Origin of the sequence: Arthrobacter sp. 24S4-2 (genome assembly GCF_005280255.1) — a bacterium.
Lineage (GTDB): Bacteria > Actinomycetota > Actinomycetes > Actinomycetales > Micrococcaceae > Arthrobacter.
On record NZ_CP040018.1, the window covers coordinates 1,216,907 to 1,231,521 of the forward strand.

Below are 14,615 nucleotides of genomic sequence, written 5' to 3' on the forward strand. Positions count from 1 at the left end.
ATCCGCACCCGTTCACGTAGCGGCATCACCATGACCCAGGTGTTGAGCACTGTGCTCGTGTCCGAACTCGTGCGGCCAAGCAAGGAACTCTGGCTTGTATCGGCGTGGGTAAGCGACGTGCCCGTGATTAGAAACGATATGGGTGCCTTCGACGACATAATTGCTGACTCTGGCGGAGGTGCACTCACGCTTAGTCACGTACTTGGTCGTCTCAGCCTGCTTGGGGCACAAATCAACGTGGCCGTGCGCGATGATCAGCACAATGAGCAATTTCTAGACATCCTACGACGGCGGTGCGTCCCCACTCGCCTTCGCATCCAAAAGAGCCCGGACCTTCACGAAAAGATCCTCGTCGGCGACGACTGGTTGCTGAAAGGATCGATGAATTTCACGTGGAACGGCCTCAACGTGAATGAGGAAAGCATGGAGTTCGTCGCTGACGCGGCCGAGGCTGCAAAGCACCGACTGGAACTCAGCGTTCGCTGGGGAGAGAAGAGCGCATGACCGTCTCAGACGACCAGTTTCTGGAGACATTCTTCGCCGCGCCGAACAATGTTTGGCCAAATCGTGATGCCCTACATCCCTCTGCAGCCTATTTGAAACGGTTTCTTCGCGCGCTGGCACAGAAGGGCGAGGTGCCGCTTGTGCTTCCTCGAAAGGAAGCAGGCTGGCCAGCCGCCGAAGTTTATGTCGTGTGTTGGTCGCGCAGTCATGCAGGCCGTATGCGGGGACTTCTGAACGCGTGGGTCGAGCACAACTGGTGCGACTTCGACGGTCGCGTTGCACAACTGTGTAAAGATGATCCCATCGAGGCGTCGATACTCAGCTTCGCTGGATCTGGCACAACTTACCGTCTCAGGCCACCCAATCCCGGAGCGCACCAGGGGCTGTTCCGTGCCCTGGGCAGGATGATTAATGCGATGGAGCAGCGGCCCTCCCGCGTCACTCAGTTGCCCCGACCTGTCGGTCGACTGCTAAGGGACTTTGAAACCTCCCTCGCCTCCGGTCAGGCACTCACATCCCTCGAACTCCTCAAAACCATTGAGCAGAGTGGGGGAGTGTCGCATGAGAACATTGCTTTTCTCCGGCTGCGGCGGCTGGGCCTACTCGGTGCGGACCAAGAACTCCTCAACAGCCAGTTGCTGGGCACCATTGTCTCGGCCGAGCCGCCGCGACTCGTTCGTGAAGCAATACTCGGTGCCTGGTACCGCAGCGAGCGCGGGGATGTGCCCGGCGATTTGCAGTCTCTAGGCGACGGATTGCGTAGTTTCGGCGTCGACATCGCATTGCTGGTGGATGAAACGCTGGCCCACACTACCGAGGTAGACGCGTGGGTTGCGAGTGCTGTCGTCGCTATGGTCAGGGGTGACGCTGAACTCGCTGACCGACTGCTTGGGTCGGAACTAGCCGTTCCTGCCGAGGCCCGGCAGCAGTTGGAAGTTCTTGTCCAGGGTGGTTTGGCGCCTGCCACTGAAAGGGAGGACCTATTCGACCTGGACCCGGAGCCGGAACTCGAACCGGAGTCTGTAGGCGACGGCGCGCAGAACGCGGATGTTGACGATGAAGCCGAGATGGAAGCTTTGCCGGTCGCGCCGGCTGTGCCAGCATCGTGGACCGAATGGCTCGCCTCCATTGCTGACGGTGACGACGTGCCCCTGTCGGTGGAACTCGTCGAAAGATGGGCCCCCCCTGGCGAGTCCGACGCCCAACTCGCAATGGCAATCCAGGAACTCCATGTCTCGTTGACCGAGCGTTTGTTTACCGGGCTCGGCGCCTTCATCGATGCGGACGATCCGTCGAAGCCCGCACGGCGCACAGCGACTGAGTTCATCTTGCGGCACCTACTCGAGGACCACCTCACCCCAAGTGACCTCGGCGCCATTACCGCTCTGCTTGCCATCTTCCTTCGCGGTGCGCCGGACGCTTCCGCCTATGAGCAATTGCTCCAGGACTTGGCCGGGTTTAAGGGCAGATGGTCGTCGGTCGACACAGCGGCAGCGGCGATTGACATCGCTGATCTCGTCGTGTGCGCGCCCGCGGCCAGCAACGAGGCCCGCCGAGGGTTCGTCGCGAGTGCGTTGGAGCCGCTTCACTCGCTGCGCCACCGCCTATCGGAATCGCTTCGCACCGTGGCGGCTCTAGCTACGGCTGACTTGGAGTTGGGTTGGGATTGGACTGTCCGAGGCGCGGACCCACTCGCAGCGGACAATTCACCGCGGGTGCTTCCCAAGTCGATTCTCTTGTACAGCCTTGACAGCGGCGTGCTGGCTCGAGCGAAGTCCGCTCTTGCCATACTTCATCCTTCGATTACGGTTCACGTGTCCGACGCCAAAGTCGGCGGCGATGCCTTGCGTACCCACACTCGCAACGCGGAACTCATTGTTCTTGCAACCCGCAAGGCGACGCATGCAGCTTCCCTTTTCATCCAGGCGAATGCCCGTGAGGAGAGTCCAATCAGATATGCCGACGGATCTGGTTCCGGGTCAATGATGCGCGCGATCGAGGACGGCCTCCAGGCTTTCAGTTCGTAGCATTTTGTTGGACGCAAGGGGGAGGTTCAAGACCGGCCGATGCGCGTGGCGAGGGGTCGTCCAAGGCTACAAACGACCCCGCATTGGAGCGAAAGCCCGCCTGCAGCAGTAGGACTTCCGTCAAAGTCGCCCCCTGGCTGTATTGTCTACGTGTGGCGCCGGCAGCCACACGGATATAGGAGACAGCCATGACCCAGACCACCCTTCCCGTCACCAAAAGCCTCACCACGCGCAGGGCGTCGGTGGGTGTCGCGACGGCAGTCGGCCTTCTCGCGTGCATCCTCGCCGCGAACTTCGTGACTACCCGTTTCGGCGTGGTTCCCGTTGGCTTTGGGTTGATGGCCACCGCCGGTACGTACTTCGCAGGGTTGACTTTTGTTTTGCGCGATGCTCTGCAGGATGCCGCTGGCAAGATATGGACGCTGGGACTGATTGCCGCAGGTGCAGCATTGTCTTTCATCTTGGCCGACCCATTTATTGCGCTCGCGTCTGGCGTCGCATTTCTCGCGGCGGAGGTCGCCGATCTCCTTGTCTATACGCCACTTAGGAAGCGGGGCTACATTCGCGCGGCTGTTGGGTCAAATGTTGTCGGCTCATTCGTTGACACAATTCTCTTCCTGACAATTGCCGGTTTTCCGATGCAAGACGCTCTTACGGGTCAAATGGTCGGGAAGTTGGTGGTGACAGCAGTTGCTGTGGCTGCAGTGTTGGTTTTTAGAGCCTGGCGAAAGTCTCGCGTTGCTTAGACCGCCGACATTTGTGCCGGAGCGCCTAGGCACCAATTACCCTCAATCTGCATGGGAGCACGGTCCGAGAGTGTGTCGCCGGCACGCGAGAGCAGGCGCCGGCTGGCCCAGACCGGATCGATGGGGCGTTCCTGTCGGCCATGGACCTGCTGTGTCAGACGCTGCCGGACTTCGGTGAGCATGTCGGTGCCGAGTTTGACCAAGCGGTCGGGAAGCTTGCCTGCCGTCCTTACAGATCTTCCCAACTTGTGGTTATCGGCTATTCCCAGTGATTCGCTGATGAAAGATCGGATTCGATGGATTGAAGAACTTCGACCATCTCCCAATCCAACGTCGTCGGGCTTGCTGCTGACGCTAGCGATCTAGACGTCAAAGTGTGTTGCCTGGAGCCAGTTAGTTGCCTATTCCAGCCGGAGATGACCTTCTGAGCCGGCACTAAATGCAGTTTGCGCTCCAGATTGGACCACTTCATGAAGAAGGATTGCTGGGCCTCTGATAGAACCGTTGAGGCAGCGAGGTGCGGCGAGGTGGAATCCAAGCCTTGCTTTGCGAGTTGCCCAAATACATCCCATTTAAGTTCGTCCACGACCGCATTCAACTTGGTGATAACCTCATCGAGATCCAAGCCCGTGGCTGCGGCAATAATCGCCGGGTCTAGGAGATAGCTTTCGAGTTCTTTTCGATGCCAAATGTGTGTGTCCACGTTCGCCTTTAGAAAGTCTGATTCTAACGACCTACAGTCCGCCGGTGCTCGATAGTCACTGTCCAGGATGAGTCGGACTTTAACACCTGAGTCCAAAAACCCGTCTTTCAGCCACGCGAACGTCTCTACGCTGGGCCACCGATTGAATCCACCAATCGGTACGACGGCCAGTCCTTCTTCCTTTGCAATTTTCGAGCATCCCACTCGCTCGGCCAGGATCCTAATAATCTTCACGTCTTCGCCTTCGACGAAAAGAGCGACTTTGGCCTTCAACGCGTGGGCGATGGACAGGTTAAACGACCTGCCGAGACCTCCCGCGACACCACCTAAATAACTCTCAGAACTCAACCGTTTTGCTGCACGTGAACCTCGCTCTATCCAAACGAGACTCTGGGGGTCCGCCTCAGAAGCAACTTCGGCCGCATGGGAAGACACAATTATCTGTTGAGACTGCGCCTCGAGTATCCGGACCAGTCGCCGCTGAAGGTCAGGGTGCAGGAAAACATCCGGTTCATCAAGGACTATGGTGCTGCTATCTCTGCATCTCCAAATGTGGAATAGAATTTGGATCCAAATCTGAAGCCCGTCCCCTGCCCAGACAATTTCTTTCTCTGTACGCCCCGCAGCGTCTCGGTAATAGAGATCAATCCACGCTTCACCGTCCTGGATGCGGCGAATTAGTTGCAGGTCTGCAAGCTCTGGCGTATTTTCGAGCAGAAACCGGTTAAGACCTTCGAAGTCCCTTGCGTCCACTTCCCGGATAGCAAATAGGTTATTTCGGAAATGCCTGCTTGAGAGCTTTGTATCAATGTGTGAACGGAGGTGCTCTGAGCTCAACTGTTTTTCATCGCGGTCCAAGGGTGTCAATGTTGGGGCCACTCCGATAGGGGAGATGAGCATTTTTGCTGCGGCGGCTGTGACAACCGGATGCCCCAAGTTTTCCAGCCAAAAAAAAGCCGGGGAATCCACGGGCCAAACCAAATGGATCACTGCGCCCGTGGCATACCGAAGCGATAGACTGGTGGGCTCATCTTTGAACTCATGCCGCAAATTCTCAAGACTGAATGACTGGGTGCGGAGCTTGAGCATATGGTGACCGTGGATTGTCCTTTCTCCGTTGCGAAATCTATCCTTAGGACTATTTCGGGTTATGAATTTAGCCGCTTCATTTGCCAGTCTGATGGCCCCTATCAGAGTGCTCTTTCCTGCATTATTTGGGCCCAATAGTAACGATTTGGATTTGAACGTGACGCTGAAGTCGCTGAAGCCTTTGTACCTGTGGAGTCTGAGGGAAGTGATCAACTTATTTCCTGCGTTCGGATTGAGATGCGGGACACTGTTCATGGATCTGCAACTCTTCAAAAATTAGCTCGCTCCACATCGTGACGAGCGAATTCAACTTTATCTTGTCGCCCAGTTGGCTGACTCAGGGGCCCATACGGTGGATTGGGTTCTGTTCAGTCGGCCAGTCCAGCGGGTTTGCTGACTTGTACAGAATATTCGCCGTGCTCCGTGCCAGGTTGTCGTTGTTGCTGCCGGCCAATGCTCACACTTTCTTTACTGCTGACGGGGGCCTTACGAACTGAAAATCCGATTCCTAGGTCACCATTGCTGTGTAGCGTTCATCTATCACACAGGTATTCACTGCATTGTATGCCGAGGGAGGACAATTGTTGCTAGAACAACAATGGCCGATATACATGGAACGGGGCCCTTCGCGATCATATGAGCAAGCGATTCTTACGGGTCGCCGCCCCACCGAGAGTTTTTTGGGCAGATTGGAACTTGAACTTGTCCCGAGGGGCTGGCTCAAAGCGTGCGTCAGAACCTGTACTTGTGCCGGCATTACTCCTCCTACCTGACCCGTGCAGTTCAAGGCCCGCATGGAAGGACTGGAAACGCCGGCATACGAACTGTGCAGCCCACCACCGCTCCCGCTGAGGAGCACACCCCATCTTTATCCCCTTACTGGGGCAGGACCACGCGCCGTCGGGGCAGGAGGCTCCAGTGAGCCTGGGGCACGAGTTCTCCGGAACTGTGTCTGACGTCGGCGAAGGGGTGGAAGGCTCGCGGCGGGGGACAACGCTGCCACCGACCGTATTTTGTCCGCGACGAATGCGACGAATGCGACGCCTGCTGGCCAGGCAACTACCACCTGTGCTGCAAGATTGGTTTTATCGGGCTCTCCGGCGGCGGGGTGGCAAGATCGTGGTGGACGCCCGGTGGGTCCCGCTCGGCCGGATGGACAGGTCCTAGGACGATGTGAATGGGCGGTTAATTGCCTGACAAATTCTGTTGACTGGGTTTGGAAGGCCCAACCAGCGCCGTAGGAAGCCAAGAACGACGGGTATCGGGGATCTCGACGTTTAGCAGTCGCCCAGCGCCGCCACTGGCTCCGAATCCGTGGACACAATGTCCCTAGGGAGCCAGATGGGCCGCCCGGGTCACCGCTGGACCGCATGGCGACCCAACGGCCAGATTCAACTCGTTCGAGACAGTTGCACGCCTGAGGCACCTGAGCGGCTGAGCAGGGGAGCCCGGTAAGACTCCAGTGCCGAGGCCACTTGCCCTTCGTGCAGCAGCCGCAGCACCTTGTTGAGTCTCCTGAACTCCCGTTCGACACGCTCAACCGCCGGGCCGTTACACCTCAAGCCGGAACGCCCAAAGCAGCACGTCCTCGCCGGGCACATACCAGTCACGGGCCGGAACCCTCTGGAAGCCCAAGTATTCGTAGAGAACATGGGCCCGTTCCATAAACGTCGCGCTCGTAATGCTGATCTCCCGGATAACGGGCAGCGACTGCGCATGTCTGATGACCCCGGCGGACAACGGCTCGCCCCACCCCGTTGCCTTGAACAGCAGGGTCAACAGCAAGCACCCGCAACTCGAGCTCATTTTCCATCGCGATCTCGCTGTACGGTCGCCCTGCGAAAGTCAGCGTCACAGCAGCGACCACCGCGCCGGAGGCTTCCGCCACCCACACCTCAGCATGCTCCGCCCGGTGTTCCACGTTGTCCAGCACACTCAGATACGGGTGGTCGGCAGTGAAATGCCCAGCGTGGAGGTACGCCTCCCGGGTAATTTTCCGGACCTCTGAATAATCGGCAGGCGTTGCCGGCCCGAAAACCAGATTCACTGCCCGGCAACCCCGGCTACACCTACTCGGGCGACGTACTCCTCCAACCGAGCCAGCGCCGGCTGGGAAGAGGGATCTCCCACCGCATCGGCCCCCACGGCATTGGCCACGGCCAGCGCGGTGGAGTAGTCGAACCCCGCCCGGAGGGCCAGCACCAGCGCAGCGCAAAACGCGTCTCCCGCACCGATGGTGTTCGCCACCGTAACGGCCGCCGCCGGAGCCTCAGCCACCCGGCGTCCGTTCTCGAATATCGCCGAGCCGTCCTTCCCGTACGTCACTGCCACCAACCTGGCCTCTGCCAGCGCCGGAATCAACTGGTACTCTGTCTCGTTTACGACCACCAGGTCGCAGCGCTCCAGCAGTTCCGCCGGCAGGTCCATGGCCGGGGCGGCGTTCAGGACGAAGAAACCGGCGGAACGGAGGGCGGCTTCCAGCACCACGGGCAGTCCAACTTCGAGCTGGCACAGCACCGTCTCGTCCGGCCCGAACTGCAGGCCCTCCACCGAGAACCCGGAGTTCGCCCCTGGGCACACCACGATCTGGTTTTCACCATCCCGGTCCACGACGATCAGTGCGGTGCCGGTCGCGTCGCCGTCGAGCACTGCCACACCGGTGGTGTCCACTCCCGCGTCGGAAAGAGACGCCAGCATCAGGTGGCCCTGGGCGTCGTCGCCCACCGCCCCGATCATCCGGGCGCTTCCGCCCAGCCGCGCGGCGGCCACCGCCTGGTTGGCTCCCTTGCCGCCCGGCTGATGGGTCAGGGCGCCGCCGCCGACGGTCTCACCCGGGGAAGGAATCCTGTCCGTGGTGGCGATGATGTCGAGGTTGATGCTGCCGACGACGGTGACGGCAGGAAGTCGAGTGCTCATGAGGAAGTCCTATCGGGAAAGCCAGGGCGGCTGAATTAGGAAATAGTGTACGGCATGGTTGTACTTGCTAGTCATACGTGGTTGTATAACAACTCACATCCAATGGCACCCAGCCTGCAGACAAAGGAGTTTGATGTGAACACCCCAGCACCGGTCGCCGGACCAGCAACCACCGCGCCACCACCTGAAACCCAGGACCAGACGCAATTCGCCGGCCGCCGCGCCACCCTCCTCATTTCGACGCTGCTGCTCGGCGTGCTGTCCTTCCAGCTCAACGCCCGCATGGTTACCCCGGCCCTGCCCCAGATCGCCGCCAGCTTCGGCCTAATACTACAGTCGCGTCTATTTTCTCTCGTGTCGGCGGTACGGTAGTCGGTTTTCACGGCAGCCCGTATGGATGATTCCTGGTCAGTGCGCAACCCAAAGGAAGACCCCAAAGGTCGCCGTAGAAATGGTTAGTCGAGGACGGATCGACATACTGAGCTTGCAGTTCTTTCCATTTGTCTGACTGACTTCCCTCGAGGTAGGCAAAGCGGCCGAGTCGATCGGCACAGGCAGCCTTCGTCCAAATGCGAGCAAGTTCGAGCGCCTGGTCAGGACCATGGGTAGCCGTTAGAGACACTCTCAACAGGCGATCCGGAAGTTGAAGCATCGTTGCGGTCACGGTTGCCGGACTTGAGAAGGTGGGTCGCGAGTTGGGACCGGTAATCAGATTGAGTAGATGTAGATGTCGGATCTGGCCGGCGAGGGCCCGGCCGTTCCTTTGCCATCTGGCGCGAAGAGCGCTCGCCCCAACCAGCGCGGCCCCCGCGAGCCCGCCTACAATGATCCATGATCCGTCCGCGCGAGTGAATTGTGGAATGACATAAACCAGGCGTTTCGTAGTCAACGTCAGGTGGGCAGTCTCCGGCGAGTCCCACAATGTACGCCATTGTTCGCGCCCGGCGGCCGCAGTGGCGTCCTCCGCTGCAGCCGTTGTAGCATCGCCCGACCAAACCACTTGTTCATCGTCAGCGAGGATTAACCGTCCTTCAGCATCTAAGAGCGGAACGACGTCCGGATCGGTCGTTTGCATACCGAACTCGCAAATCTCGAGCATTCGTCTTCCAGCATTATCATCTACAGGATTGCCTTTTAACCTCCGAGCGACCCTGAATGACAGGCTATTCAATTCATTATTTGCGTGATTGTTGCTGTCCCGCTGCATTTTTCCTCTTGCAACGATATTAAGGAATCCCGCGATTGCGCTGTCCGCAACTGCCTGCGCAACATAGACCGCGTCGTAACTAACGCTTGTCCGTTGCCCCGCGTCTCGGAGGCTCAACCGTCCCGCCTCACCGTTGTCGCCGAGCCATTCTAGAATGCGCTGAGGTACTACGCGGGTCCACTTACATCGAATTCGATGACCATCATCAATAAGCCAGAAATCACCTCCCGGCGCTGGCGGATCAGATATGAGGACGCTATCCCACCCGTTTAGCCATTGGAGCGTGATTGCTTCGGCCCAGACGTTGGCTATGTCGCCGTCTATCTCACGGCTTGCTTGTCCGCTCATCGAATACATATGTTGCTCCATTATGCTTGTCGAGGTTGGTTCCTATCGTCCTTTTTACAAATCGCAAGGGACTTCGTTCTAATTGACAGCTTGGGTTTACAGTTTTTGCGCGCACATTCATGAATCAGAACGCGGGCTACGAGTCCGCCTCGGAGACTTGAGGAGAATAGTCGTGGCTACAGACGCCAGTGCAACGCCGAGAAGGATCATGATCCAGAAGGCGGCGGGGAACGGCTGTTCGATGTGGATGCTCACTGCGCGGACGACGGCTTTGCCGTCCGCGGCGGTTCCCAGCACATTGACCGTATGGTCTCCGGGCGGCAGGTCGGTGGCCTGCAGATCAACAGAGAGGGAACCATTGCCATTTTGGTCCAGTTCGACGCGACCGAGCACGAGCGGAGCCGAATGTATGTAGAGCGTGACCCCAGTCAATGGTGCTCCTCCTGAAACATGGATGACCGTTTGGCCGTAGTGGTCGCTTAAGGTTGGACCGCCCGTTGCAGCCGGCTGGCTCAAGACCAGGTAGATGTCCGATGCCGTGGGCCACCATTGCACCGTGGCGCTCTTCCATGGCGGCTCACTGCCGATCGGGGGCGCCGCGGGCCTAAGACTGGTTCCCGGGTCCGCTGCCCAAGAATTGATCGCCGCGGCAATGGCCTTGTGGCCTGCCGCAATCGGGTGGAGAGATTCGGGGGATTCGTCAATAATTGCCCCTTGCCCGGTCAGAGGAACGAACCATGGATCAGCCGAACATAAGTTATGGTCAGGCGGGATGGCCTTGTCCGTGCCGGCCACATAAGCAGGCACGCCTTTACCGACGGCAAAGCGGACCCCCCAAGTAATCTGCCCGTTCAGCTGATTTTGAAGTCTGGAGAAGTACTCGAAACCCGCTCCCAGCGCAAAATCCTGGAAAGGGTGGGACGGGTCGCATCTCAGCGGGGCGTTTGTATCATGGGCCAGCAACTGCGGGTACTTGAGCACAATGATTGGGGGGGTTTTGAGCTGGTGCTTACCGAACATCGAACTGGTCTGCTCTAGGACACCGTCAACGTATGCAGGAACGTAGCTGAGGAGATCTTCCACTGCAAGGTAAGCATCCAGTGAGCCCGGACTGGCTGGACACGAACGCAGACGATCCAAGGTCGTAATTGCACCAAAGGCACTCAGCACGCAGCTCCTTGCAATGTCGCCGAAGCCGATGTTGTTGCCGGCAATGGATAGGAAGATGGCGTCCGGCCGGTATCCGGTTGACAGCATGGTGTCCAATTGGGCCAGCTGGTTAGGTTCTCCGTTTTGGCCCACAGCGTAGACATTCGAGCTAACGGCGCCCGAGCAGGCGAGAATGCGTACGCTTTCCGGGCTGTATAACCAGTTGGCGTACTGGTTCTTCGTACGGTGGCAGGCCATGGACTGATCGCCAAGTTGGAAATAGGGTCGTTCGTCATTTCCTGCCCCTCTCCTGAAGAGTAGGAGTCGCCCAGGACCACGACGTTCTTGAAGTCCTTGAGGGCGCCGTTGAGTACTAAACCGCTCTGTTGATCGTGGGAGAACGCGACGGTGAAGTCCTTCGTCTCTGCGGGGTAGCTGTTCGTAGTGACGGTGACCCGGTAAGTGGACTTATTGAGCAGCGGATTCGATGGTGGCCTGATCGCCCAACTCGTTGGAACACTCACGCCTGGCCCCAGATTTCCCAAGGACATGACGGGCCGCTGAACAAAAGATCCGCCAGCTGGATTCGTTTCCGTGAGGGCTATTTGCACGTTGGCGGCGCTGTGTCCGGTGGCCTCGGAAACGGTGACGCCGACATCGAAGCTGCGCTCCAGCATTTGTATCGGCGCGGTAGGAGCGGACAGGGTTATACGCAGGCCGCTGCCGAGTTGATCCTTCAGGACCTGCGTGAGCTGGGCGCCGTCCTTGGCATCGACATAGACTCCGTCAGCCGCCGCGGCAACGCACTGTAATTCCTGCTGTCCTTGGGGGAGATGTCGAAGCCGACAGTGTTGACGGCCAAGTGAACGTTTTCCGATTTGAGCTGCTTGGCAGTGTTGCACGGGGTTGCGCCGCAGTTGGATTCCCCATCGGAGACCAGGACGATGGTGACGTCCGTAAGACCCTCATTCTTGAGGTATTGGGCCGCCCCGATCATCGCGTCGCTGGTGGGGGTACCGCCGTCCGGGGGCGGCAGAATGCCGAGCGCTGGACTCATGTCGGTGAGCGAGGAGCTGCTGACCGGAAGCCGCAGTTGGGGCGGACGGCAACCGGACTTCGTGCTGCCGGACTTGGACGGGTAGGTCATGAGTCCAAGGCGCGCCGAAACAGGAAGTTCCTGCATTTGCTGCAGGATCGCGTTCTTCGCTGCTCCGATCTTCACGGTGCCGCTGCGGTCCTTGTCAGCCATTGAACCCGAAGTGTCCAAGAGGATCAGGACATCCCTCCCTCCCGGGCCGATGGGCAGTGGGGACTCCGGGGACGCTGCAACCTGCTCAGCCGACGAAACCCCGTAGCGTGGTGACTCGGCCGCCGACGCGGAAATACAAGCCGGGACGAGGCACACCAGAAAGGGGACTACGGCGGCTATGAAACCGGCTGCGCCCCGCAGTCTCTTGATCATGGCGTCCCGCCCAGAGCCGCGATTGCAGCAGCCGACCCGAGGACCACGGCGTTGGCCAGCACAACATACGTGGTGCCTGAAGTTCCGGATTTCTTGGACGTGCTGGCGTCGGTGACGGTTACTTCCAACCGGAGGACTCCTGTGATGTCTGCGTCGAGGTTCGCGCTTTGCCCATAAGCGATGTCTTGGTCCAGCAGAGGCTTTCCGTCGGCGGTGATGGTTACCTTGGCCTTCGCCCCGGTGTCAGAGCTGTCGTCGATTCCGACGGTTCCCTGCAGCCGGGCAACGGACCGTCCCAGGATCCAGTAGGTGGTGGCCGGAACGTGGCTGATGGCGCAGCGAAGGCCGTTGGTCACCTTCGTGCCGTTCACGCTTCCAGAGCTTATCGGGCCGCAGCTACCGCTTCCCTTTAGTCCCGACATCGGCGCGCTGCTGGCGGTGCCCGCCACAGTGAGCGTCGGCGCGGCCGACAGGGGAGAACCGGGCGCCGGGTCCGTCGTAATGACCGTCCCGGGGGTGGAATTCGGGTCATAGATTCTTTTGACCGCCGGTTGCGCGCCCATCAGCGTCAGAGCCTTCGTCGCGTCTTCAAGGGTTTTGCCGGCGAGCGGAGGCATGGTCGCGGGCGAGGGCAACGACAGGGTAATGGTAGCGGGATTTGTCGTCCCTGCGACCGGGTCCTGGGCGGCTACGGTGCCGGTTGAGGCTACTGATGGAACCTTGCTGATTCTTACGATGGAGGGGTCGTAACCGGCGTCCGAGAGTACTTGTCGGGCGTCTGCTTCGTTCAACCCGCGAACGTCCGGCATCGGCAGCGTCGACGTAGATGGTTTGGGGGCCGCCGTTGCTCCCGCGCCGTCCGGTCGGCCACCAGAGGGATCTTCGATCAATGCACCCCGGAATACCCAGCCCAGAATCAGCCCGGCGAATAGTGACACTACGCACAGCATGGCAATTGCCGTTATCAGGTTGAGCCAAGGTGGCAGCCTGCGCTTCTCCTCGGCTGCGTCGACGGGACTTTGAGGATTCCGACGCAGTACCTTCCAACGCGGCCGAGGGCTCTTCCTCACGGATTGTCGGTCATCTTGTTTCGCTGTCATCCTCAAACCCACCAGGCCCTTCGTTCCGCCCTGCGTACTCCTGGCCGCGCCCGGGCCGGTGATCGATTCGATCCGCACTGTATGTTCACTCGTACGGCACTACCGCCTCCCGGTCCCCGAGCTGTGCGCGCATGTCGGGAATCGCTTATGCACCTATCGAAAAATGGGGTCTGCCAACCGGCGCGGCGGACGAGTGCCCAAAGACGAAAAGCAACAGGGCTGCGACCCGCCAGTATGAAGTCGGGCGGGACGATTTCAATCCCTCCGTAAATGCGAATGGCGTTCACACGCGTAAATCCATTTGTTCCTCGGCCAGGCTCTGTTCCGCTCCGGGGCCCGAGACGGATTTGGGGTGGCGGCACTCTCGTCCGGTCATCCTCCGGCATCCTGGCCTAGCCGCAGGACTTTATTGCACTGTCCGGGGCCGTTACGGTGTCGAGCACTTTCACGTATGCCTCGGGGAATGGGGTCCCGTATTTATTCAGACAAGTACTGACGGCTTCTAGAAAGGACATGTGATCCTCCTCGGATTCAACAAACGCTCGTGTCTGGGGAAAATTGTGGAGCCCAGACCACGTTGTGGCGGCGAGTATGGGGGTGGCCGGTAACCGTCTTATCGGCGGCGCCATGTTCCAGACTCGCTAACGTGCTCGCCAGATTACTGGTCTACTGCGAAGAAGAGACGAGTATGGGCTACTTGTATCGGAGACCACTCGTGTACCGAGAGTTTCATGGCCGGATACCGCTTCCAGAGGCCTGCTCGGTTCTTTGGCCGCATGAACAGGCCAACGCCAGCTTCACCGGATCCTTTTGTATTCGTTGCCCGGTCCCGCCTCCGACTGTCTCCCGGACTCGCTGCGGCGAGGTCACCCTTGCGAGTGAGGCGGTGAACGGCAGGGGTTGCCCAGGAGCCGTTGGCTGAAAGAGTTCATGCCCGGCGATGTTCGGTTTTCAGCCGTAGCGCAGAACAAGGTCCTTGAGCTTGACGTCCTTGTGGGCTGGACAGTAGGCCAGAAGCTGAGACTTGTATGAGGGACCCGCCATTTCGGCCGCTGGACCCGGATTATCCCTGTTCGGAGCCCCCCAACGAACAGCCAAATTGAGCTGGGTGCCCGCATCCTTACCGAGGTAGTCACCACACGAAATCGAGAGAGAATCCGAGCTGCATGAGCTTAGCGCCAATAACGTTGCCAGAGTCGCCAAGGCCGCTCCGGCACTATGCGGAAGATGTCTTATAGAGAGGGGAAACATAGCATACACATCCTTTTACAGACAGTATTGAGATTTCGGAACATCTCAGGCGAATGAACTCCACCGCACGCCAGCCCCGGGCCGTTAGCTACGCAGTGGGTCAGGTCTAATGC

The 14,615-nt window shown here is 59.2% G+C and carries 12 protein-coding genes and 2 pseudogenes; 5 read left to right on the forward strand and 9 right to left on the reverse strand.

The window, feature by feature from the left end:
• Positions 1 to 30 precede the first annotated feature (30 nt).
• From dpdK to FCN77_RS05705, 3 genes are all read left to right on the forward strand, one after another.
• Entirely contained in the window at positions 31 to 504 is a 474-nt protein-coding gene (gene dpdK / locus FCN77_RS05695) for a phospholipase D-like domain-containing protein DpdK (RefSeq protein ID WP_217496236.1), read from the forward strand.
• A complete protein-coding gene (dpdD, locus tag FCN77_RS05700) occupies positions 501 to 2,531 on the forward strand; it encodes a protein DpdD (RefSeq protein WP_137321484.1) in 2,031 nt (676 codons plus the stop codon). Before dpdK ends, dpdD begins: the two co-directional genes overlap by 4 nt.
• 188 nt (positions 2,532 to 2,719) lie before the next feature.
• The gene (locus FCN77_RS05705; RefSeq protein ID WP_137321485.1) at positions 2,720 to 3,277 is read left to right on the forward strand and encodes a VUT family protein; all 558 of its coding nucleotides are present in this window, start codon (positions 2,720 to 2,722) and stop codon (positions 3,275 to 3,277) included.
• A 259-nt stretch (positions 3,278 to 3,536) separates the two neighbouring features.
• Here FCN77_RS05705 and FCN77_RS05715 read toward each other — a convergent pair whose 3' ends face one another.
• Positions 3,537 to 5,069 carry an ATP-dependent endonuclease gene (locus FCN77_RS05715; RefSeq protein ID WP_254678868.1) on the reverse strand — a complete coding sequence of 511 codons (1,533 nt, stop codon included), beginning with the start codon at positions 5,067 to 5,069 and terminating at the stop codon, positions 3,537 to 3,539.
• A gap of 144 nt (positions 5,070 to 5,213) precedes the next feature.
• A pseudogene (locus FCN77_RS27555) lies at positions 5,214 to 5,324 on the reverse strand (hypothetical protein); the annotation flags it as partial.
• A 663-nt stretch (positions 5,325 to 5,987) separates the two neighbouring features.
• Here FCN77_RS27555 and FCN77_RS05720 point away from each other — a divergent pair.
• The gene (locus FCN77_RS05720; RefSeq protein ID WP_254678869.1) at positions 5,988 to 6,236 is read left to right on the forward strand and encodes a hypothetical protein; all 249 of its coding nucleotides are present in this window, start codon (positions 5,988 to 5,990) and stop codon (positions 6,234 to 6,236) included.
• Positions 6,237 to 6,675: 439 nt separating this feature from the next.
• On the opposite strand, the gene FCN77_RS05725 is transcribed toward FCN77_RS05720, so the two are convergent.
• Together FCN77_RS05725 and FCN77_RS05730 are read right to left on the reverse strand one after the other, a co-directional pair.
• Positions 6,676 to 7,116: a GNAT family N-acetyltransferase gene (locus FCN77_RS05725; RefSeq protein WP_368074315.1), complete on the reverse strand. Its 441-nt coding sequence runs from the start codon at positions 7,114 to 7,116 to the stop codon at positions 6,676 to 6,678.
• Entirely contained in the window at positions 7,113 to 7,985 is an 873-nt protein-coding gene (locus FCN77_RS05730; protein ID WP_137321487.1) for a ribokinase, read from the reverse strand. The genes FCN77_RS05725 and FCN77_RS05730 overlap by 4 nt, the downstream gene beginning before the upstream one ends.
• 102 nt (positions 7,986 to 8,087) lie before the next feature.
• Between FCN77_RS05730 and FCN77_RS05735 the strand changes: the two genes are divergently transcribed.
• Complete coding sequence (locus FCN77_RS05735) at positions 8,088 to 8,357, forward strand: hypothetical protein (RefSeq protein WP_254678870.1); 270 nt, start codon at positions 8,088 to 8,090, stop codon at positions 8,355 to 8,357.
• Positions 8,358 to 8,364: 7 nt separating this feature from the next.
• Here the strand turns inward: FCN77_RS05735 and FCN77_RS05740 are convergent, their stop codons facing one another.
• From FCN77_RS05740 to FCN77_RS27560, 5 genes and pseudogenes are all read right to left on the reverse strand, one after another.
• On the reverse strand, positions 8,365 to 9,549 hold the full coding sequence (locus FCN77_RS05740; protein WP_137321488.1) for a hypothetical protein: 1,185 nt from the start codon (positions 9,547 to 9,549) through the stop codon (positions 8,365 to 8,367).
• Positions 9,550 to 9,657: 108 nt separating this feature from the next.
• Positions 9,658 to 10,806, reverse strand: coding sequence for a hypothetical protein (locus FCN77_RS05745; protein WP_137321489.1), 1,149 nt, complete (start codon positions 10,804 to 10,806; stop codon positions 9,658 to 9,660).
• A 619-nt stretch (positions 10,807 to 11,425) separates the two neighbouring features.
• Positions 11,426 to 11,938 (reverse strand): hypothetical protein, encoded by a 513-nt coding sequence (locus tag FCN77_RS05750; RefSeq protein WP_217496237.1) that lies wholly within the window; start codon positions 11,936 to 11,938, stop codon positions 11,426 to 11,428.
• A 209-nt stretch (positions 11,939 to 12,147) separates the two neighbouring features.
• On the reverse strand, positions 12,148 to 12,522 hold the full coding sequence (locus FCN77_RS26655; RefSeq protein ID WP_254678871.1) for an NPCBM/NEW2 domain-containing protein: 375 nt from the start codon (positions 12,520 to 12,522) through the stop codon (positions 12,148 to 12,150).
• Positions 12,523 to 12,657: 135 nt separating this feature from the next.
• Positions 12,658 to 13,251 (reverse strand): annotated as a pseudogene (locus FCN77_RS27560) (PASTA domain-containing protein); the annotation flags it as partial.
• Between the last annotated feature and the right edge of the window lie 1,364 nt (positions 13,252 to 14,615).